Source organism: Streptomyces tsukubensis, from assembly GCF_003932715.1.
Lineage (GTDB): Bacteria > Actinomycetota > Actinomycetes > Streptomycetales > Streptomycetaceae > Streptomyces > Streptomyces tsukubensis.
Genome location: NZ_CP020700.1, coordinates 6,297,217 through 6,317,575, shown reverse-complemented (window position 1 = coordinate 6,317,575; position 20,359 = coordinate 6,297,217). Strand labels below are relative to the sequence as shown.

Sequence of the window (20,359 nt, the reverse complement as noted above, 5' to 3'; positions counted from 1 at the left end):
AATAGCCTCTGACCTGCACTTATCTTCAACCAGACCCAAGCCGACGTCTTCTCGATGACGCACCACGTGGAGTGCGTGGCGATCCTCGAACCGGCGGCAAAGAGCTCCTGAACTGCGGTTTTGCCGCTGTGCGTGATGTGCAGTCGGCGGGCGTGACGGGGGGCGGCGGTGTACTGCCGGCGCCGCGCGCGGGTCAGATGGCGGATCTGGCAGCGGAGTCGGAACCGGACCTCACGGAGTCGGAGTACCTGGCCCTCGCGGAGGGGAAGACGGACGCGGTGGACCTGGTACGCGGCACGAAGACCTTCCCCGTCGTCGCCGCACTGCACTCGGTCACCTCCGCCGACGGCAGGCTCGCCCGGCTGTGCCGGACGGCCGTCGGGCAGCCGCCATCGCCGGAGGCCGTACGGGTTCTGCTGTACGAAGCAGATGCGGTCGCGTACACCGAAGCCCGGATCCGTCACCACCGCGAAGCGGCGCCGGCCGCTCCGGAGCGCGCGCGTCCTCTCCCGGGTCCCGCACGCCAACTGCGTGCCCTGGTGGCCTCGGCCTGCGCCTCGCCCGTCGAGCGGACCCCGACGGCACCAGGGGCGTCATGAGCGCATCACGACAGTGAAGCCCGCGGAAGCCCTGCTCGCGGGGGTGGAGCAACACGGTGTGGTGGCGTGGGCCGGCCGGCCGCGCGCTCCATGACGCTCCTGAGGGTTGAGCCATGGGGGTGGCTCTGCCATGCAGAAGAGTGAGGCGTCCGGGTGTCGGTTTGCCGTGCGGCTGTCCGTGTCCATGACTTTCTGACGATGTCTGTCCGCTCCCGGGCCCGAGAGCGGTCGGTCCGAGGGTCGAGGAGCGTGTAGATGACCAGGTTCCGAATATGGGCGTTTGGTCTCCGTGGGCTGGCCGGGGCGGTGGGCCTGGTGTTGCTGGCGGGCCTTCCGGCCGACGCCGCCGGCTCGGCGGCGCGGCAGACCGAGGACGGACCGCGGTCCTGGTCCGGTCGGATCCCCCGAGTTCAGGATGCCGCATCACCCCGCGGGCCGACGCTTTCACGGCCCCGGGATGCAGGGGCGTGCACGGTGACGACCGGGCCGTATCAGGCGGAGGTGGAGAAGCATCTCGGGCTGGTGGTGGACGGTGTCCAGTCCGCCGGGGACTGCGAGGTGATCCGGGAATTCCAGCGGGAGCTGGGGATCGTTCCGGATCAGGGGTACGCGGGCCTGTACACGTACCGCGCGGTGATGTGGGAGCGGGCGGTGGCCGACGGGGATGCGATCGCCGGGTGCCCGGACACGTCCGGGGTGGTGGTGTGTGTCGACATGAACCGGCAGATCCTGTGGGTGGAGAACGCGGGGAGGGTCATCTTCCGGCCGGTTCCGGCGCGTACCGGGTCGGCGGACTCTCCGACCCGTACGGGGTGGCACACGATCTTCGACCGGCAGAAGGAGTTCTGGTCGACGCTCTACGAAGGGCCGATGCCGTTCGCCCAGTTCTTCGACGGCGGGCAGGCCCTGCACGGCAGTTACCGCAATATCTGGGAGGACCCCGGTTCCCACGGTTGCATCAATCTCCGCTACGACGACGCGAAGGCCCTGTGGAACGGGCTGCGGCTGGGCGACGAGGTCTACGTCTGGGGTCGGCGCACCGGCGACTGACCACGGGGCGGCCTTCGGCGCCACGTCCGGAGGGCGGGCATCCGGTCAGCGCGTGGCGGTCCCGCTCAGGACCGGACCGTGACTCGCCGGCTGCGCCTCCTCTCGGACGCGCCGTTGCGGCGGCGGGTGGCCGCGGCGACCAACAAGGTCGAGTCGTTCAACCGGTTTTCCCAGTGGATCGGCTTCGGCAACCGCGGCGTCATCGCCGACAAACACCCCGTGGAGCAGGAGCCTGACGTCGACTTCACCCCGCCGCGTGAGCAGGGTCTGATCGCCGCCGACCTCGGTCAGGCCGCTTGACCCGACGTTCTCGCCTATGCGGCCGCCCTTGGGGATCGGGATGCGGGTCGGCTACGGGGCGGGCCGCAGAAAGCCGACGACGGCCTCCTTTTCCACGTCGATACCCTGCTCGAACCGAGGCGGGACGGGTTCGAACGCATCCACCTGGAGGGAGCGCGAGCCGGGGCCACGGGTCCAGGTGGCGATGGCCAGGCCGTCGACGATGACGGTGGGGCGGATGAGGCCGCCTCCCGGCCGGACGCGGGCCTGGTGGAGAGCAGGGACGGACAGCTCGCGAGTGCGGTAGCCGATCAGGTAGTTGTCGTAGGCGGGCAGCATGCGAACGTCCGGGGGGTCGGACGGGCCCGGGAGTTCTTTCACCCGCCCGGCGAGCACGGTCAACGCGCCGTACTCGGTGATCACGCCGGATTCCGCCAGCATTTTCCAGGCCCTGCGGGCCCAGGTGACCGGCAGTCCGGACCAGGCGGCGAAGTCCTCCAAGGTGGCGGGGGCGTGCGCGGCCAGGTAGCGGCGGGCCAGCTCGGCAAGAGCATCGTCGCCCTCCCGCCGGAAGCGCCCGGTGGAGGGCAGCCAGTCGTCGAGCAGCACATATGTGGCCTCACCTGCGCGCTGCGGGCCATGGCAGAGGATGCCGGTGAGTGCCGCATGGCGGATCAGATAGAACGGCGCCTGCCCGTCCGGTGGAATACCGAGGGTGGTGAGGCGCTCGGTCAGCTCGGCCCGGGTGAGTGGGCCGTGCGCGGCAAGAACGCGCCGGACGAGTTGGCCGGCGCGCCGGCGCAGATCGTCGCCCAGGCCCAGCTGCTGGTAGCGGCGGCCGGTTGCGGCAAGAACGCGCGGGGACAGCAACTGCAAGACCCAGTGGGCGTCGTCGCCGGGGATGGTGTGCAGGGTGCCGCGCATGTACCAGTTGCGGACGATGCTCCGCTCGTCCTCGTATGCCGTGCGGATGGCCTGGGCGGTGATGTTCGACCCGCGTACCCGGATGCCCAGGTCGGCGGCCGTGGCGTCTTGGGCCTGGATGGCGAAGACTCGTCGGACGACCGCCTCGGCAGAGGTCTCCCGTGCACCGTCGGCCAGGGCCTGCGCACAGGCCCGCAGCCTGCGGACGCTCTCGTGGTCGGGCATCGGGCTGTGCCTCTCGGCCGGCGCGGTCAGGAGACGGCCTTGTCGAGGACACGGGCGAGTTCGGCGGGCGCGGACAGCATCGGCCAGTGTCCGGTGGGCAGGTCGAAGCGTCGCCACGGCGGCTGGTTCAGGTAGGCCAGCATCGGCACCCCGGCTTCCAGCAGTCCCGTGAAGTCATGGCAAGCAACCAGGACATGGTCCACACCGGGACCGGGCCCGGCCGGGCCGGCGAGACGCTGGGTGAAGGTGCCGAACGGCTGAGGGGTGGCACCCGCGCGCAGAATGTCCCGCCGGCCCTCATCGAGCCCGTCGAGGCTGCTGGACAAGCCCAGGACCTCAAAGGGCGGCACCGGCAGCCGCCATCCGTCGCCGGAAGCTCCGACCTGCCGGCGCAGCTGGTCCGCTGCCTCCGGCGGCATCAGGTCGAGCATGCACATGCCCGCGGCGAACGGGGCGCTGTCCACGTACACCACGCGCTCCAGCCGGTCGCCGAGACGACCGGCTGCCCCGGTCACCGGGGCCGCCGCGTAGCTGTGGGCGACCAGCGTGACGTCGCGCAGCTCGTTCCGCTCGACGAATCCCGTGATATCCGCGATGTGCGTGTCCAGATCCGTCTCGGCTCCGCCCCGGTCTGCGTGCTCGGCCAGGCCCGTCAGTGTCAGCGGCAGCGCCGTGTGGCCGCGCTCCCGCAGAGCGCGGACGGTGTCTTCCCAGGCCCACGCCCCGAGCCAGGCGCCGGGAACGAGTACGAAGGTGGCCATGTGATCTCCCGGAAGTAGGTGCTGCGGGGAGCGTAAAGTCGATACAGGACAGAATCCGCCCTGAAATGCCGAGTGATCCATGTCGCATCCCCTGACCCGTGTGCTGACCCTGCTGGAACTCCTCCAGTCCAACGCCCGGCTCACCGGGGCGGAGCTGGCAGACCGCCTGGACACCGACGTCCGCACGGTGCGCCGGTACATCTCCCACCTGAGGGACCTGGGCATCCCCGTGGAAGCCGAACGCGGCCGCCACGGCGGCTACCGGCTGGCCCGCGGCTACCGCATGCCACCTCTGGTCCTCACCAACGACGAGGCTCTCGCCGTCGTTCTCGGCCTGCTCGCGGCAGAACGTCTGGGCATGGGCACCGCCGCGCCCGCCAGTGCCGGCGCCCTGGCCAAGATCGAGCGGGTGCTTCCGCACGCCCTGCGCGAACCGCTCGCCGCCATGCGGGACACCCTCTCGTTCACCGCCGACGCCGTGATCGGGCAGGCACCCGGAACCGGCGTCCTGCTGGCACTGGCCCAGGCGTCCCGCGCCCGCACGACCGTCGCCATCAGCCACCGGTCCTGGCGCCGGGAACACACCGAACGCGATATCGACCCCTACGGCGTGGTCTTCCACACCGGCCGCTGGTACGTCGTCGGCCACGACCACCTCCGCGACAGCCTGCGCACCTTCCGCATCGACCGCATCGCCTCCGTCACCCCCCGAGCCGACGGCTTCACCGCACCCGACGGCTTCGACTCCGTGGCCCACCTGACCTCGACCCTCGCCCAGGGGCCCTACCGCTGGCGGGTCGAGGTGACGATCCATGGCCCCCTCGATGAGATCGCCCGCCGACTGCCCGGCTCAGCGGTGACCCTCACCGCCCGGCCCACCGGCGTTCTCCTGCACACACGGGCAGAACGGCTGGACGGCATGGCCCACCTGCTCGCCTCCCTGGAATGGCCCTTCACCATCCACCAACCCGACGAACTACGGCAGGCGCTCAAGAATCTGGCCGACCAACTCACCGCAGCCGCCCGACGAAGGCCGGAAGAACTACCGCAGTAGATGCCGGATTTACTGCGGCAGTGCCGGAGAGGTGAGCGGGCGCGGCGCGGTACCTGACCGGCGCCGGGCCCCTTTGACGCGTATCTCGGTCACACCCGCGAAGGGGACTCGGGGTGCACCGCCCGGCCGGGCACGGAGCGGGGCGGGCACCAAGGGTCCGGCCTGCAGCGCCGGCCTCACTCGGTCCGGTGGTGGACGGGTCCGGCCGAGAGTGCGGGGGCCAGTACGTCGGCCGGGGCTCCTGCCGCTTCGAGCCGGCCGTCGCGCAGGAGCAGGCAGTGGTGTCCGGCGCGGGCCGCGGTGAGGTCGTGGGTGGCCTGGACGACGGTGGTGCCTTCCGCGGCGATGTCGGCCAGCAGATGCTCGATGCCGTGCCGTGCCTCCGGGTCGAGTCCCGTGCAGGGTTCATCGAGCAGGAGCAGGTCGGACTGCTGGGCCGTTCCCTGGGCCATGAGGGCGCGTTGGCGCTGGCCGCCGGAGAGTTCGCCGAGCTGGCGGGTGGCGAGATGCGTGATGCCCAGCCGGTCCAGGGCCTCGTCGACGGCGCTGTGGTCGCTGCTGGTCAGGCGTCGCCACGGCCCGCGGGCGTGCCAGCGGCCCATCTCCACGGTTCGCCGGACGGTCAGCGGGAGCATGTCCCCGGCAGTGCTGCGCTGCGGGACGAAGGCGGGGGCTTGACCGCTGCCGTGGTGCACGGTTCCCGATGTGGGGCGGATCACTCCGGCGATGACACCCAGCAGCGTCGACTTGCCGCTGCCGTTCGGCCCGGTCAGCGAGGTCACACCCAACGCCGGTATGTCCAGGGTGACTTCGCACAGCACGGGTCGGCGGCCGTATCCGGCGTCGACCGCCGTCAGGCGGACCCGGGGAGGGCGAGGAGGCAGAGGCACGGCGAGAATCCTGTCTGTAGTGATAATCATTTTCATTATAGTGTGGCCGCATGGAGTGGCTGATCGGTCCCTTTGAGGTGACCTTTGTGCAAAGAGCCCTGGTAGCAGGGCTGCTGGTGTCCGCTGCGACGGCGCTCGCCGGAACCTGGGTGGTGCTCCGGGGGATGGCCTTCCTCGGTGACGCGATGTCCCACGGACTGCTGCCGGGCGTCGCGGTCGCGGCACTGCTCGGAGGCAGTCCCCTGGTCGGAGCCGCGGCGAGTGCCGCCGTGATGGTGTCCGGGGTGACGCTCATCGGGCGGACGCCGCGCCTCTCACAGGACACGAGCATCGGGCTGCTCTACGTGGGGATGCTCTCGCTGGGCGTCATCATCGTGTCCCGGTCCCAGTCCTTCGCCGTCGACCTGACCGGCTTCCTCTTCGGGGACGTCCTCGCCGTCGGCCAGGACGACCTGCTCGTCCTGGCCGTCGCCCTCGGCGCGACGGTGGCCGTTACCGCCCTGGGGCACCGGGCCTTCCTCGCGCTTGCCTTCGACCAACGCAAGGCGCACACCCTGGGACTGCGCCCGCGATGGGCACACGCCGTACTGCTGGGCCTCCTGACCCTGGCGATTGTCGCCTCGTTCCACATCGTGGGGACCCTGCTCGTCCTCGGTCTGCTCATCGCCCCGCCCGCGTCCGTACTCCCGTGGGCTCGCAGCGTGCCCGCCGTCATGGTCGGAGCGGCCTTGCTGGGGGCGAGCGCCACGTTCTTCGGACTGCTCCTGTCCTGGCACCTGGACACGGCCGCAGGCGCCACGATCGCGGCGCTCGCCGTGGCCCAGTTCTTCCTCTCCCGCACGGCCGCGGCGCTCCGCTCCCGCCGCGCACACCGACCCGTCGGGACCGCCGCCGTGCCGAGGGCCGCCGGACAGGAGTACCCCGCGGTCCCCGACCCCCGACCCGCAGCAGACATGGGAGCCCACGCATCGTGACCATCCGCACCAGGGTCCCGGCCCGCCGCCTTGCCCCGATCGCCCTCGTCCTCACGGCCGCCCTCGCGACCGGATGCACGGCGGGCGGTGGATCCGGGAACGAGCCGGGGCCACCGGATCCGGCACCCCACGGCTACGTCGAAGGGGCCGAGGAATCGGCCGAACAGCAGTCACGTCTGGTCGTGAGCGAATCCACCACCGGCCGGACCCGTGTCCTCGACCTGATCACCGGGAAGAGACACACGGTTCCGGCGGTGGAAGGCGTCACCGCGTTGACCACCGATGGCCGGTTCGGCTACTTCCACACCTCCGGCGGCGTCCTGGTACTCGACAGCGGCGCCTGGACGGTGGACCACGGCGACCACGTCCACTACTACCGCGCGGACATTCGCACCGTCGGGCGGATCGCCACCCGGGGAGTGGCCCGGATCGGAAGCGACGAGGCCCTGACCGCCGTGACGACTCCGGAGCAGGGGACGACACTCCACCCTCGCGGCGACCTGGAGAAGAGAAAGACGGATGCGGCCCTGAGCCTCCCCGGGCGGCACACCGCCGTGATCCCCTTCCGTGCACACCTCCTGGCCGTTCCCGGCCCCGGAGGAACGGGGATATCGGTGCTCGACCGCCAGGGCCGGCAGAAGGAGGTACTGGCGACCTCCTGCCGTGACCCGCGCGGTGACGCCGTGACCCGCCGGGGCGTCGTCCTCGGCTGCGCGGACGGAGCCGTGCTCATCCGGTTGCAGGGCGGGAAGTTCTCGGCGGTCGGCATTCCCTACCCCGAGGACGTGCCCGTGGACGAGCGGGCCCGCGACTTCCGCTCCCGGCCCGGCAGCGACACCCTCACGGCCCTGGCCGGAGACACCTCCGTCTGGGTCCTGGACGTGGCCGAACGCACCTGGAAGCGGGTGGAGACGGGTCCCGTGCTCGCTGCCAACACCGCCGGCGAGGGTGCCCCCTGCTTGCCCTGGGCACGGACGGCACCCTGCGCGGCTTCGACATCGAGACCGGCGAACACACCGCCCGGGCCGCCCTCGGCGCCGCCCCCTCCCGTGACGGCGCCCGGGCGGGGCAGGCAGGCGTTCCGGACATCGCCGTGGACCACAGCCGCGCCTACATCAGTGACCCGGAGGGCCGGCGGATCACCGAGATCGACTACAACGACTCCCTGCGGATCGCCCGCTCCTTCGACCTGGACATCCGCCCGGACCTGATGGTGGAGACCGGCCGATGACCACGACGAACACCCCGCGCCCGTACCGCCGCCGCCTGGCGCTCCTGCTCGGCCTCCTCCTCGGACTCGTGGCCCTCCCCGCCTGCTCCACCGGCGGCGACCGGCCCCGGATCGTGGTCACCACCAACATCCTCGGCGACATCACCCGCGAGATCGCCGGGACCGAGGCCGAAGTCACCGTCCTGATGAAACCCAACGCCGACCCTCATTCCTTCGGGCTGTCCGCGGCCGAGGCGGCCACCCTCGAACAGGCCGACCTCGTGGTGTTCAACGGGCTCGGACTGGAGGAGAACGTCCTGCGGCACGTCGACAACGCCCGCCGGTCCGGCGTGCCCGTCTTCGAGGTCGGCGCCGCCGCCGACCCGCTCACCTACCGGTCGGCCGACAGCGGCACCCACGGTGACGCGGGAGAGCCCGACCCGCACTTCTGGACCGACCCCGACCGGGTACGGAAGGCCGTCGGCCTCATCGCCGACCGGATCACCGAGCACGTGACCGGCGTCGACCGGAACGCCGTGCGTGCCAACGCGCAGCGCTACGAGCAACAGCTCGCGGACCTCACCTCCTGGATGACGCGCTCCTTCGACCGCATTCCCGTGGACCGCCGGGCGCTGGTGACCAACCATCACGTCTTCGGCTACCTCGCCGACCGCTTCGGCTTCCGTGTGGTCGGAGCAGTGATCCCGAGCGGCACCACGCTCGCCTCACCCAGCTCGTCCGACCTGCACTCCCTCACCCGGACGATGCGGGACGCGGGAGTGCGGACGATCTTCGCCGACTCCTCGCGCCCCCAACGCCTGGCGGAGGTCCTGCGCGAGGAGATGGGAGGTGACGTACGCGTCGTCGGGCTCCACTCCGAGTCACTGACCGACAAGGGAGGCGGAGCGGACACCTACCTGTCGATGATGCGCGCCAACACCGAGGCCCTGATCAGCGGCCTCACCCCACGTTGACGAGTTCTCCCGCGGGCCGAACCGCCACCGGTTGAAACCCGCACGATCACGCCGCGAACTCGCGGCCCCGCGCCGCACCCTGCGGCGAAGAAAGGAAACCCAGCAGTGAGAACAACCGTACGCCGCCGCACCGCCACCGGTGCCGCGTTCGCCCTCGCGACCGCCATGGTCCTCACCTCCTGCGGCGGAGAGAAGAAGACGGACACCTCGGCCACCACGACCGACAGGAAGCCGGGCGGCTCCCCCGTCACCGTGACGGACCCGCTGGTCGCCACGTTCGACGGCGGCCTCTACATCCTGGACGGCCGGACACTCAAGCCGGCGAAGACCGTCGGCCTGCCCGGCTTCAACCGCGTCAACCCTGCCGGAGACGACACCCATGTCATGGTCTCCACCGACACCGGCTTCCGTGTCCTCGACACCTCCGCGGGGGCCTTCACCGGCATCGAGTTCAAGGGGGCCAAGCCCGGCCATGTCGTCCGCCACGCGGGCAGAACCGCTCTCTTCACCGACGGCACCGGAGACATCCACGTCTTCGACCCGGACGACCTCGCCACCGGTACCAAGCCGAAGGGACGCACCCACACCACCGACAAGCCGCACCACGGCGTGGCCGTCGAGCTGAAGAACGGCGAACTCCTCACCACCCTCGGCGACGAGGAGAAGCGCACCGGTGCCGTCGTCCTCGACAAGAACGGCAAGGAGATTGCCCGCAGCGAGAACTGCCCCGGCGTCCACGGCGAAGCCGCGGCCCGGGGCGAGGCCATAGCCGTGGGCTGCGAGGACGGCGCCCTGATCTACCGGAACGGCGCATTCACCAAGGTCGAATCCCCGGACCCGTACGGCCGCATCGGCAACCAGGCCGGCAGCGACGCCTCCCCGATCCTGCTCGGCGACTACAAGACCGATCCCGAGGCAGAGCGGGAACGCCCCGAACGCGTCTCCCTCATCGACACCCGCACCGGCACACTGCGCCTCGTCGACCTCGGCACCAGCTACTCGTTCCGCTCCCTCGCCCGCGGCCCGCACGGCGAAGCACTCGTCCTCGGCACCGACGGCGCCCTGCACATCATCGACCCCGGAAAGGCAGAGGTCACCAGGAGCATCCCGGCAGTCGGAGCATGGAAGGAACCCCTGGACTGGCAACAGCCCCGGCCCGTCCTCTTCGTCCGCGGCCACACCGCCTACATCAGCGAACCCGCCGAGCGCCGGATACATGCCTTCGACATCGCATCGGGCAAGAAGCAGGCAACCGCCACCCTGCCCGAGGAGACCAACGAGCTGACCGGCGTCACCACTGACCACTGACCGGACCCCGGTGCCGGAACACCGCAGCCGGACCCGTGCGGTAGGCCGAGTAGTCAGCCTGGTCCGGGGAGGGGCGGGCGGACGGCCCCCTCCTCGACGGTGCGGTCGAAGGCTCCGGGGCGGGCAAGGTCGGTGAGGAGTTCGTCGATGAGGTCCCGGGTCACATGGGGCATGACGTAGACGTGGCTGTAGTCGTGTCGTAGTCCGCCGCGGTTGAGCGGAAGGCAGGCCAGGGTGTACTTGGCGGTGATCTCGGCCCGGGGCTGCTGGAACCAGACGCTGAGCGCGAGGTCGCCGTGCCCGACCTCGATCCCGAAGGGTGTCGGTCATCGCGTTCGCGTCCTTTGATGGGGTGGGAGTGCCGAAGGGACAGAGCGTGTGACGAGCTGGTGGCGCGCGAAGGGGGCCGGGAGGACAGGGGACCGGTGGTACGGATCCGGTGCGGATCGGGTCGCCGGTACCCGGTCGGAGGACGGCTGCTCCGTCAGAGCTTCGACGGGGGCAGCGGCTGCGGCTCGGCGGCGAGCCGGAGCAGTTCGTCCGGGGTCACGGGCGGCCTCCCGGGTACGGGGCCGCAGCGTTCGCCCGAGGAGCCGCGAGCACGTGGCAGAGAGCCTGCGGGAACCGGCGCCTCGCGGGGCCTCCACCCGATGGCGCTCACCTGAACGAGTGAATTCCCAGGGGAACCGGACCGTTGCGGGCCGTGCGTGACGGCGACGGTGGTGCGAGGGCCGAGGGGGCTCGGAGGGGCAACAACAGTCCGGCCGGGCGGTCCACGGCGACGGCATCGCCGCTTTTCGGACGGGCGGGTCTCTGCCCTCGGGCCCGCGTTGATGCCATCTGCTTCCGCCACCCCGCGGCGGAACCTCCTGCCTGCGCCGGACGGGCCCGAACCCCCGCGGCGCCGTTGAGCGGCGGTGCCGACCCGGCAGTTCCGGCCGTCCTGTGGTGCCGGGTGGCTGGCTCCGGGTCCTTTGGGGGTAGTCGACGAGCAGAACGCTTCCGTAGTCAGACGATTGCATTCCGTAGCCCTGTTCGAGTTCCCTGGAGACTCCGGGGACCGTTCGCGGGGTTTGCTCCGTTGACGTTTCGGGGTGTGCCCTGCCTGGTGGAAGGAGAGTCCGTTGACTGGTCTGCCGTCCGATGCCCCCCAGCCCGCGACACCGTTGACGAGGGATCTGAACGCGGCGGTGGTGGTGCCGCCGGATGATCAGGACCCGGAGTCGGCGCTCGCCGCGCAGGGGCTGATCTCGCCGTTGCCTCCGGATTTCGCGGTTGACCGGGCGGGCGGCCCGGGCCCCGCCTGGAGCCTGGCCCCCTACACGTTTCTGACCGGAGCGTCTCCGGACACGGTCAACCCGAGCCTGTGGCGCAACGCCCTGCTGAACATGAAGACCGGCCTGTTCGAGGTCGTCCCGGACGCCGTGTACCAGGTGCGCGGGATGGACCTGTCGAACATCTCCTTCCTGGAGGACCCCACCGGGGTGTCCCCCAAGGTCGTGGTGGTCGACCCGCTGATCAGCGAGGAGTGCGCGGCAGCCGCCTGGAAGCTCTACCGGGAGAACCGGAAGCTCAGGGACCAGGAGCGCACGATCTGTGCGGTGATCTTCACGCACTCCCATATCGACCACTACGGCGGGGTGCTGGGCCTGTTCGAGGACGGCCAGGTGCCGACCGGGGTGGAGATCATCGCCCCCGAGGGCTTCCTGGAGCATTCGGTCAGCGAGAACGTCTACGCGGGCAACGCGATGCTGCGCCGCGCGATGTTCATGTACGGCACGCTGCTGGAGCGGTCCGAGAAGGGGCAGGTGGACGCGGGCCTGGGCAAGACCATGTCCGCGGGCGCCACCGGCCTGCTGCCCCCGACCTGCACCGTCACTCCCGAGGTCGCCCAGCCCGGTCACGTCGTCGCCTTCGGGCCGGTGAACCTGGAGTTCCAGCTCACCCCGGGCACGGAGGCCCCCGGCGGAGCTGAATTTCTATCTGCCCGACGTCCAGGCGCTGTGCATGGCGGAGAACGCCACCCCGACCCTGCACAACCTCTACAGCCTGCGCGGCGCCCAGGTGAGGGACGCAAAGGGGTGGTCGCAGTATCTGAACCAGTCGGTGGAGTGGTACGGGGACCGGTCGAAGACGCTGTTCGCCTCGCATTTCTGGCCCCGGTGGAACACCGAGGAGTCGCCGGACGCGATCGTGTCGTTCCTGACCAGCCAGGCGGACCTGTACCGGTTCCTGCACGATCAGGCGCTGCGGCTGGCGAACCAGGGCCGGACGATGACCGAGATCGCCGAGGACCTCGACGGCAGTGTTCCGGGGAGTCTGACGGGGCAGTGGTTCAACCGGGGCTACTACGGCACGGTCAACCATGACCTCAAGGCCGTCTACCAGCGGTATCTGGGCTGGTACGACGGCAACGCGGCCCATCTGCACCCGCTGCCGCCCGAGGAGTCGGGCCCCCGCTACGTCCAGGCGATGGGCGGTGCGGCCAAGGTCGTGGAGCTGGCCCGGCAGGCGTTCGAGAACGCGAAGAGCTCGGACGACTACCGGTGGGCCGCCGAACTCCTCTCCCACGCCGTGTTCGCGGACCCGACACACCAGGAGGCCCGCGCCCTGGAGGCGGATGTCCTCGAACAGCTCGGCTACCAGGCCGAGAGCGGGCCCTGGCGCAACTTCTATCTGGCCGCGGCGCACGAACTGCGCACCCGGCCGGCCGACGGCACCCCGCCGAACCTCCCCGCCCCGCAGATCATCACCCAGCCGGTGCTGGAAGCGATGCCGCTGGAGATGCTCTTCGACTATCTCGGCATCCGCCTCAACGGCCCCGAAGCCGCCGCCCGCCCCCTCACTCTCGGCTTCGAGATCACCGGCGGTCTCACCGGTGACCCCACCTCGTGCACGCTCCGAATCCGCAACGGCGTCCTCGTGTACACCCCCGGCTCCACCGACCCGGCGCAGGCGGACGCCGCCTACACCGTGACCCGGTCCGGCCTCAACGCTCTCGCCATCGCGCAGACCACTCCCGACCAGCTCTCGGCCGACGGCGAACTCACCGTCGTCACCGGCTCTCTGGACCCGCTCAACACCCTCAACGGCCTGCTGGTGACCTTCGAGTACTGGTTCGGCCTCGCCACCCCCTGACCAGCGCCTCGCACCCCGGGGCGGCGTCACCGCCGGGAACAGCACAGTTCGCGGGTGTGCCGGGCAGGGTTCGCCCGGCACACTCATCCCTTCCGGGTGCATCCTCCGCATGCCCGGTGCCGGTCCGTGCCGGCGGGGCGTCGTGCCGTGGCCGCGGCGGTGCGGGCCCGTGCGGCCTTTCCGGCCGCTGTGCCGGCCTCGTACACCGGGACGCCTCCGACGAGGGTCAGTCGTACCTCGGTGCCGCTGATCTCGGGTACCGGTACGCGGGTGATGTCCCGGTCGAGGAGGACGAGGTCGGCGGCGCGGCCCGGGACGAGTGTTCCGGTGCGGTGGTCCGCCCGGAGCTGGTGTGCGGCGCCGGCGGTGTGCATCCGCAGTGCGGATGTCCGTCGGATGCCTTCGCGTTCGGGGTGGAGCGGTCCGTCGGAGTCGGCCCCTTCCCGGTCGACGGCGGTACGGATCTGATTCCAGACGCCGAGCGGGTCGACGGGCCAGTCGGATCCGCCCGCCAGCAGTGCGCCGTGGCGTTCCAGGCTCCGGGCGGGGAAGAGCCGGCGGTGCCGTTCGGGGCCGATGTAGGGCAGGAGGGCGTCCACGGTCCAGGTGTCCCGCATGGCCCACTGGAGCTGCATCGAGGCCACCACTCCGAGGCGGGCGAAACGGCGGACGTCGGTGGGGTGGACGAGTTGCAGGTGGGTGATGGTGTGGCGGTTGCCGCGCCGTCCGCCCGCCCGGTGGGCGGCTTCGTACCCGTCGAGGGCGACGCGGACGGCCCGGTCGCCGATCGCGTGGGCGTGGATCTGCCAGCCCTCGGTGTCGAGCAGCACCGCGAGGCGGGCGAAGTCGTCCGGCTCCAGCTGGAGTTCCCCGCGGTGGTCCGTGGGCCGCCCCGAGCCGTCGAAGTACGGCTCCAGGAGTGCTGCCGTCCGGGCCGGGTACTCCATCACCCCGTCCACGAACACCTTCGCCGTCCGCAGGTCGAGGCGGGGGACGTCCGCGTACCGGCGCCGGGTTTCCCGCAGCCACCGCAGCCCTTCGCGGGGGTCGCGGATCTCGTGGGCGTCGAGCCGCAGTGCCGCCGATATGCGCTGCGGAAGCCGTCCGGTGCGGGCGAGCTCGGTGTAGACGTCGAGGTGCCACTCGTCGGCGGAGGCATCCAGGAACCCGGTGACCCCCTGGGCGGCGGCCTGTTGCAGGGCTCGTGCGGTGGCCTCGACCACCTTCCCGATCGGGTGGTCCGGCAGCAGCCGGTGAACCAGCCCCTGGGCTTCCTCCTTGAGCAGTCCGGTCGCCGCGCCGTCGGCGTCCCGTTCGATCTCGCCACCGGGCGGATCGGGGGTGGTGGCGGTGATTCCGGCGAGTTCGAGCGCCCGCCCGTTGACCCAGCTGTTGTGCCCGTCGGTGCCGAGGAGCGCGATGGGCCGCCGGGTGGGCAGCGCGTCGAGGATCGTGCGGTGGGGCACGGTCCCGGCGGGCAGCAGTCCCACCGGGTTCCAGTCCGCCACGACCAGCCAGCCGTCCGGCTCGCCTCCGTGCGCCGGGTCGGCGAGGAATCCCCGCAGCAGCTCCCGCAACCGGGGAACGGTCAGCTCCAGATATCCGAGGCTCGGGTTGAGCGTCGCGGCTCCGGCGGCGACGGGGTGGGCGTGTCCGTCCACGATCCCGCTCATCACGGTGCCCTTCCGGGCGTCGACCAGCTCGGTGTCGCGGCCCGCGTACCGGCGCAGCTCCCGGTCCGACCCGGTCGCCAGCACCCGCCCGTCCCGCCCCACCGCGACCGCCTCCCGTACCCCCTCTCCACGCGCCCCCGTGAACACCCGGGCGTTGTGGATCACGAGCGCGGCCGAACGCCTTCCGGGGACGGCCGCCCCCGCCGGTGGAGAGCCGGCGGGGGACGGGAGTGCAGTGGCGGCGTTCGGCACGAGTGCGACGGCACCTGCGGCCGCCCCTGCGGACAGCAGCATGCGGCGTCGGGAGAGTTTCTGTTCCATGCCGCCAACGTGATCATCCAACTCGGCTTCCCGCGAACCATTTTCGGCAGCTCGGGGCAGGCGCCGACGGTCGGCTCAGCGCGCCGCCCGGCCCGGCGGGCGCAGGAGTACGGGCAGGGCGAGGACGTCGTTGCCGATGAACGACGGCACCGGGGCCGGGGCGTTCGCCTCGTCCGCGAGCTCGATGTCCGGGAAGCGGTCGAAGAGGGCGGGCAGCGCGATGGCGGCCTCCAGCCGGGCGAGCGGGGCGCCGAGGCAGTAGTGGATGCCGTATCCGAAGGCCAGATGGTCCCGGTCCACGCGGTCGATCTCGAAGGCGTGGGCGGCGCTGTGGGACGACGGGTCCCGGCCGTGCGCCCCGAACCCGATGAGAATGGCTTCCCCGGCCGCAATGGTGACGCCCTCGCCGAGGTCGATGTCACGGATCGCGCACCGCAGCGGAAGATGGACGACCGGCGGATGGAGCCGCAGGGTCTCCTCGACGACAGCGGGCCAGCGGGCGGGCTCGGCCAGGGCCGCGTTCAGCTGCCTGCGGTGGGTGAGAAGCGCCCGGACGGCGTTTCCGATCAGCGCGATCGTGGTCTGGCTCCCGGCGCCGATCATCAGGAGCAGGGTGGAGATCAGCTCCGTCTCGGTGAGCCGGTCCCCCTCCTGGGCGGTGAGCAGCAGACTGGTCATATCGTCGCCGGGCTCCCGCCGCTTCGTCTCCACGAGGCGCTGCATGGTGGTGTAGAGCCCGCTCATGACCCGCTCCGACTGCTCCTGGGGGACGTCGGTGGCCAGGATCGCGTCGACGACGGCGAGCATGTCGGGGCGCTGGTCCTCGGGAACGCCGAAGAGGTCGCAGATCACCTGGGTCGGCACACCGTGCGCGAAGTGCGCCCGCAGATCCACTGCCGCGCCGTCCTCCCGGGCTTCCAGACCGTCCAGGAGGTCGGTGACGATGGCCTCGATGGAGGGCCGCAGCGACTCCATGCGCCGCGGTGTGAAAGCGGGGCCGATCAGCCTCCGCAGCCGGGTGTGCTCGGCCCCCTCGGAGGTGGCCATGGAGCGGACGTCGACCCAGGGCGAGAGCCAGGGGACGGCGCCGGGCTGGTAACCGGTCCAGGTGTCACGGGCGTTCCTGGTGACGTCGGGATGGGTGACCAGCCGCCTGACGACATCTCCGCGCGTGACGGACCAGGCGACGACGTTCTGGGGCAGCCGGACCCGCACGGCGGGCCCGGTGGCGCGGAGTTCCTCGATCTGCTCGTACAGCCGGTCACCTCCGTCGCTGTCGAGGACCGGAACGGAAACCTCGTGGCTGGTGGTCATGAACACCTCCGGTCACGCGGGCGCGGCCCGTCGGCGGGAGCGGCCACCAGGTGCGCTCCCGGGCGCCGGGTCGCGCCGATGCGTGGATGGACGGACTTCGCGGCGACGGCCGGGAATCGGTACCGGGGATTGTGCTGCGCCCGCTCCGGATCGCATAGAGGGAAATCAGCCTCTTGTCTGGATTTCCGAGCCGACTCGGGGCTGCTCGAACGTTTGCCCGTCCCCGGCTGCCGGGATCGCTTGCGCCCGGGGTCCCGTCAGGGGTTCCGGCCGCCGCAGGTGCCCTCTGCCTTCCCGCCGGTACGGAAGAAGGTGACCGCCTTCTCCGCGCAGTCCGGCGTATCGGGCAGGGAGGCGTGTCCGTCGTCGAGCACGGTGAGCAGGGTGGCGCCGTGGGCGTCCCTGGCCTGTTCGGCCCAGGCGTAGGGGGTGACGCCCTCGTAGAGGTGGCCGGACAGTTGGAGTGCGCTGGTGCCGTGCGTGGGTTCGGCGGGCGGGGCGGTCAGCGGCCACTTCGCGCACCAGGGGCTGAACTGCGTCCCTCCCGTCAGGGGATCGGCTTTGCGGCGGGCCTCGCGGGCCCCCCACAGTTCCCCGAAGCTGCGGCTCGCGGAGGCCGTGTTGCAGAGCATCGCGTTGTACTGGAGGTTGTTGAACGGGCTGCGCGGGTTGCCCAGTCCGAAGGGGCGTACCGCCGCGGTGGTGGCTGCCCGCGAGGTGGCCGGATGGCCGCCGTCGCGGACCGCGGCCAGGTTCTTCGCCGCGGCGTCCCACTCCTCCTCGGGGCGCATGACCTGGTCGATCACCCAGTCCCCGGCCAGGCGCGCCCCGCCGGTGGTGCGCGGCTTCCGCTCCAGTTCGCCGCGGAGAGCGCCCAGCCGGCGGTGGACGGTGGCCTCGTCGGCACCCCACCGGTAGTCGCCGTCGCGCCGGGCCAGCCAGGTGACGAACGCGGCGGCGACCGGCTTTGCGATCACCTCCGATTCACCGTCCATGGTGGGCCAGTGGCGTTTCGGGGGCATCACCGAGTCCAGCCACATGCGTTCCGTACGGCGGTCGAACAGGGAACGGTAGGCCAGTCCGACGGCGGTGCCGAAGGAGGACCCGTAGAAGCTGATCTTCTCCGTGCCGAGCGCGGCCCGCAGCCGGTCGATGTCGCGGGCGGCATTCTCCGGGGTGATCTGCCGTACGAACTCAGGGTCGACGGCCGCGCAGCGCTTGTTGAACTCGGCCTGCTGGTCGAAGTCGGCCTTCTTGATGCTCTTCTCCGGCGCGGTCGGTGCCGGTTCGGCCGTCGGCTTCTCGGTGCAGGCGATGTGGTCGCTGTATCCGGATCCGCGGAGGTCCAGCCCGATGAAATCGCGGTCGGTGTTGAGCGTGGCGAGCCCGCGCCGTGTCATCGTCGCCGGGTTGGTGATGTTGTAGAACCCGGGGCCGCCCAGAATGGAGACGACGGGTGCCGCGGATGTCCGCGGTTCCGCGGCCCTGACGCGGCTCACCGCGATCGTGATCTTCCGGCCGCCGGGCTTTGCGTAGTCCATCGGTACGGTCAGTTCGGCGCACTCGCTGCGGGTGTCGTTCGCCAGCGGCCAGCCCGCTGCCGCGGTCGAGCAGAGCTGCCAGTCGAGTCCTGGTCCGGCGGGCTGCCCGCCGTTCTGAGCTGCGGCGAGGCCGGTGCTCGCCTGCAGTCCGGCCAGTACGACCGCGGAGACGGCCAGGGCGGGACGGCGCGCGATCACGGCCCGGCGGGGCTGCTCGGCACTGCGGTGACGGGTCATCGGTGACACGGGAAGAGGCCTCCGTACGAGGGGAAGGTGGGGAGGTCCGCGACCTCCGCGGACCTGCTCACTATCGGCGGCCCGCACATCCACCGCGCAGGGATCCGGCATCAGCTGCCCTTCCGTTCTGTTTCACCGACGCAACGGACACACCGGGTTGTTGATGGGTGGTCAGCCGGTGCTCTGCACGCAGCTCGGGGCGCCGCGGGGGGTGTCACGTGGGCAGGGTCATCAGCAGCAGGGGAGGTGTGGTGGGGCGGGGTGAGCCTCCGGAGGGTTCGACGGTGAGTCCGAGGGCGGTGGCCCCGGCGGGGCGGGCGGCGAGGAGGACCGTGCCGTTCCGGTGGATGAAACCGGCCGGGCGCATGATGCCCCGGTGGCTCAGCCAGAGTTGGTAGGTCGTGCCCGGGGCGGGAGCGGGCAGGGCGGTGGCGGTGAAGACGGCCCGGTTCTCTCTCGCGGAGGCAGTGACCGTGGTGAGGGCTCCGCTTGCGGTTCTGCCGTGGACGGTACGGGCGTCGGGCGCCGCCAGTACGGTGCTGATGTCGTCGAGGCTCTGCCGGCTCTGGTCCGCCCGCTGCCGTTGTTCCTCGCCCGTCCGGTGCTCCCGGACGGCGAGTCCGGCGAACGACGCGGCCGCGGCGAGGCTCGCCGCAAGGGCGAGGGGCATGCCGGTGCGCCGCCAGAAACCGGGGCCCGTCTTCGGGGCCTTCAGGTGCGGGGGCTGTTGGCGGACCCCGTCGACGGCAGCGAGGGTTCGTTCCTTCATGGCCGGGGGCGGTGGCTGGGCGGTGGCGGCAGCCAGGCGTGCGGCGGTGGCCTCGAACTCCATGACGTCCTGGCGGCACGGTTCGCACTGGTGCAGATGGTGGGCGAAGGCCTCGCGGTCGGCGCCTTCGAGGGCGTTGAGGGCGTGGGCGGCGGCAAGGGTGTGGATATCGGAAGCGGACTGTTTCATGTGTTCACCCCCATGCAGTCGCGGAGCCGGATGAGGCCGTCGCGCATGCGTGTCTTGATGGTGGGAAGCGGTGTGCGGAGCGTTTCGGCGACTTCCCGGTAGGTCAGTCCCCGGTAGTAGGCGAGGGTGACGGCCTGGTTCTGGAGTTCGGTCAGGCCGCGCAGACAGCGGCGTACCTGTTCGCTCTCCAGGCGGATCTCGACCTGTTCGGCCACCTCGTCGAACGCGGTCCGGTGTTCACGGGCGGCCTGGGCCTGTTCGCGGTCGGCGGCCGCCTGGGCGGAGCGGACCCGGTCCACCGCGCGGCGGTGGGCGATGGTCGCCGCCCAGGTGGTGACGGCGCCGGCGTCCGGCCGGTAGCGGGCGGCCTGCCGCCAGAGGTCGATCATGACTTCCTGGGCGACCTCCTCGGACTGGGCCCGGTCGCGCAGTACCTTGACGACGATCCCGAAGACCAGCGGCGCGAGGGCGTCGTAGAGGGAGGAGAAGGCCTCCTTGTCGCCCCGGGCGACCTGCTGCATGAGCGCGGGGAGATCGCTGCGGCCGGTGGGCCCTGTGGCGCTGCAAGGGAGCGGCCGGTTCACCGGGCGGGCTCCGGTTGTGCCGCCCGGGCCGAGGGGAGGCCCGGGTCGGCCGCCCTGGAGCGGGTTGTCGATCGCATGAGGTTCCTTATCGCCGGCTGGCAAGGGGCGTGGCCGACGACCGCGGTGCGGTCGCCTCCTGGTGCGTCTTCGTAGCGGACCGGGGTGCGGATGGGTGGGCGTACCAGGACCGCTCTCGTCTGCCGGGTCAGCGCGCGACCGTGATTCACCGGAAGGGATGACCGACCCATCCGGCGGGCGGGTGTCTGCGAATACGGGGCATGGAGCCCTCCCGGCACCGGCGGCACCCCATCGGGTGCGCCGGCCCACGGCCACCTTCTCCGGCGC

Annotated in this window: 17 protein-coding genes and 1 pseudogene; 10 read left to right on the top strand and 8 right to left on the bottom strand. The window is 71.3% G+C overall.

Annotated elements, in window-relative coordinates; all coding sequences use genetic code 11:
- The first annotated feature begins 197 nt into the window (after positions 1-197).
- From B7R87_RS26180 to B7R87_RS33205, 3 genes are all read left to right on the top strand, one after another.
- On the top strand, positions 198-599 hold the full coding sequence (locus tag B7R87_RS26180; RefSeq protein WP_130585279.1) for a hypothetical protein: 402 nt from the start codon (positions 198-200) through the stop codon (positions 597-599).
- Between the two features lie 501 nt (positions 600-1,100).
- Positions 1,101-1,649, top strand: a complete 549-nt coding sequence (locus B7R87_RS26175) for a L,D-transpeptidase (protein ID WP_233168937.1) — start codon at positions 1,101-1,103, stop codon at positions 1,647-1,649.
- A 78-nt stretch (positions 1,650-1,727) separates the two neighbouring features.
- The gene (locus B7R87_RS33205) at positions 1,728-1,949 is read left to right on the top strand and encodes a Tn3 family transposase (protein ID WP_052704605.1); all 222 of its coding nucleotides are present in this window, start codon (positions 1,728-1,730) and stop codon (positions 1,947-1,949) included.
- Between the two features lie 51 nt (positions 1,950-2,000).
- Here the strand turns inward: B7R87_RS33205 and B7R87_RS26165 are convergent, their stop codons facing one another.
- Together B7R87_RS26165 and B7R87_RS26160 are read right to left on the bottom strand one after the other, a co-directional pair.
- A complete protein-coding gene (locus B7R87_RS26165; protein WP_006346030.1) occupies positions 2,001-3,077 on the bottom strand; it encodes a winged helix DNA-binding domain-containing protein in 1,077 nt (358 codons plus the stop codon).
- 26 nt (positions 3,078-3,103) lie between these two features.
- Positions 3,104-3,838 (bottom strand): alpha/beta fold hydrolase, encoded by a 735-nt coding sequence (locus tag B7R87_RS26160; RefSeq protein WP_006346031.1) that lies wholly within the window; start codon positions 3,836-3,838, stop codon positions 3,104-3,106.
- Between the two features lie 79 nt (positions 3,839-3,917).
- On the opposite strand from B7R87_RS26160, the gene B7R87_RS26155 reads away from it, so the two are divergent.
- Positions 3,918-4,892 (top strand): helix-turn-helix transcriptional regulator, encoded by a 975-nt coding sequence (locus B7R87_RS26155; RefSeq protein ID WP_006346032.1) that lies wholly within the window; start codon positions 3,918-3,920, stop codon positions 4,890-4,892.
- 176 nt (positions 4,893-5,068) lie between these two features.
- Here the strand turns inward: B7R87_RS26155 and aztA are convergent, their stop codons facing one another.
- Positions 5,069-5,818, bottom strand: coding sequence for a zinc ABC transporter ATP-binding protein AztA (gene aztA / locus B7R87_RS26150; RefSeq protein WP_045852812.1), 750 nt, complete (start codon positions 5,816-5,818; stop codon positions 5,069-5,071).
- 14 nt (positions 5,819-5,832) lie between these two features.
- Here aztA and aztB point away from each other — a divergent pair, with 14 nt between their 5' ends.
- From aztB to B7R87_RS33800, 6 genes and pseudogenes are all read left to right on the top strand, one after another.
- Positions 5,833-6,756, top strand: coding sequence for a zinc ABC transporter permease AztB (gene aztB / locus B7R87_RS26145; protein ID WP_078902091.1), 924 nt, complete (start codon positions 5,833-5,835; stop codon positions 6,754-6,756).
- Positions 6,753-7,987, top strand: a pseudogene (locus tag B7R87_RS26140) (hypothetical protein). Before aztB ends, B7R87_RS26140 begins: the two are co-directional and overlap by 4 nt.
- Entirely contained in the window at positions 7,984-8,940 is a 957-nt protein-coding gene (gene aztC, locus B7R87_RS26135; protein ID WP_006346036.1) for a zinc ABC transporter substrate-binding protein AztC, read from the top strand. The pseudogene B7R87_RS26140 and the gene aztC overlap by 4 nt, the downstream one beginning before the upstream one ends.
- Before the next feature lie 105 nt (positions 8,941-9,045).
- On the top strand, positions 9,046-10,248 hold the full coding sequence (gene aztD, locus B7R87_RS26130) for a zinc metallochaperone AztD (RefSeq protein WP_006346037.1): 1,203 nt from the start codon (positions 9,046-9,048) through the stop codon (positions 10,246-10,248).
- A 1,124-nt stretch (positions 10,249-11,372) separates the two neighbouring features.
- Positions 11,373-12,617 (top strand): MBL fold metallo-hydrolase, encoded by a 1,245-nt coding sequence (locus B7R87_RS33805; RefSeq protein WP_233168934.1) that lies wholly within the window; start codon positions 11,373-11,375, stop codon positions 12,615-12,617.
- Complete coding sequence (locus B7R87_RS33800) at positions 12,523-13,386, top strand: alkyl sulfatase dimerization domain-containing protein (RefSeq protein ID WP_233168933.1); 864 nt, start codon at positions 12,523-12,525, stop codon at positions 13,384-13,386. Before B7R87_RS33805 ends, B7R87_RS33800 begins: the two co-directional genes overlap by 95 nt.
- A gap of 83 nt (positions 13,387-13,469) precedes the next feature.
- Here B7R87_RS33800 and B7R87_RS26115 read toward each other — a convergent pair whose 3' ends face one another.
- From B7R87_RS26115 to sigK, 5 genes are all read right to left on the bottom strand, one after another.
- Complete coding sequence (locus B7R87_RS26115; protein WP_006346040.1) at positions 13,470-15,380, bottom strand: amidohydrolase; 1,911 nt, start codon at positions 15,378-15,380, stop codon at positions 13,470-13,472.
- A gap of 75 nt (positions 15,381-15,455) precedes the next feature.
- Positions 15,456-16,694 (bottom strand): cytochrome P450 family protein, encoded by a 1,239-nt coding sequence (locus tag B7R87_RS26110; protein WP_040913822.1) that lies wholly within the window; start codon positions 16,692-16,694, stop codon positions 15,456-15,458.
- Between the two features lie 257 nt (positions 16,695-16,951).
- A complete protein-coding gene (locus B7R87_RS26105) occupies positions 16,952-18,472 on the bottom strand; it encodes an alpha/beta fold hydrolase (protein ID WP_006346042.1) in 1,521 nt (506 codons plus the stop codon).
- A 214-nt stretch (positions 18,473-18,686) separates the two neighbouring features.
- The gene (locus B7R87_RS26100) at positions 18,687-19,430 is read right to left on the bottom strand and encodes an anti-sigma factor (RefSeq protein WP_006346043.1); all 744 of its coding nucleotides are present in this window, start codon (positions 19,428-19,430) and stop codon (positions 18,687-18,689) included.
- Positions 19,427-20,014: an ECF RNA polymerase sigma factor SigK gene (gene sigK / locus B7R87_RS26095; RefSeq protein ID WP_040913823.1), complete on the bottom strand. Its 588-nt coding sequence runs from the start codon at positions 20,012-20,014 to the stop codon at positions 19,427-19,429. Before sigK ends, B7R87_RS26100 begins: the two co-directional genes overlap by 4 nt.
- Positions 20,015-20,359 lie beyond the last annotated feature (345 nt).

Coding starts and splice junctions, on each gene's coding strand:
- B7R87_RS33800 (WP_233168933.1), top strand. CDS start 12,523: ATGACCGAGATCGCCGAGGACCTCGACGGCAGTGTTCCGGGGAGTCTG.
- aztA (WP_045852812.1), bottom strand. CDS start 5,818: ATGAAAATGATTATCACTACAGACAGGATTCTCGCCGTGCCTCTGCCT.
- B7R87_RS26155 (WP_006346032.1), top strand. CDS start 3,918: ATGTCGCATCCCCTGACCCGTGTGCTGACCCTGCTGGAACTCCTCCAG.
- aztB (WP_078902091.1), top strand. CDS start 5,833: ATGGAGTGGCTGATCGGTCCCTTTGAGGTGACCTTTGTGCAAAGAGCC.
- B7R87_RS26100 (WP_006346043.1), bottom strand. CDS start 19,430: ATGAAACAGTCCGCTTCCGATATCCACACCCTTGCCGCCGCCCACGCC.
- B7R87_RS26160 (WP_006346031.1), bottom strand. CDS start 3,838: ATGGCCACCTTCGTACTCGTTCCCGGCGCCTGGCTCGGGGCGTGGGCC.
- B7R87_RS26110 (WP_040913822.1), bottom strand. CDS start 16,694: ATGACCACCAGCCACGAGGTTTCCGTTCCGGTCCTCGACAGCGACGGA.
- aztC (WP_006346036.1), top strand. CDS start 7,984: ATGACCACGACGAACACCCCGCGCCCGTACCGCCGCCGCCTGGCGCTC.
- B7R87_RS26105 (WP_006346042.1), bottom strand. CDS start 18,472: ATGACCCGTCACCGCAGTGCCGAGCAGCCCCGCCGGGCCGTGATCGCG.
- B7R87_RS26115 (WP_006346040.1), bottom strand. CDS start 15,380: ATGGAACAGAAACTCTCCCGACGCCGCATGCTGCTGTCCGCAGGGGCG.
- B7R87_RS26180 (WP_130585279.1), top strand. CDS start 198: ATGGCGGATCTGGCAGCGGAGTCGGAACCGGACCTCACGGAGTCGGAG.
- B7R87_RS26165 (WP_006346030.1), bottom strand. CDS start 3,077: ATGCCCGACCACGAGAGCGTCCGCAGGCTGCGGGCCTGTGCGCAGGCC.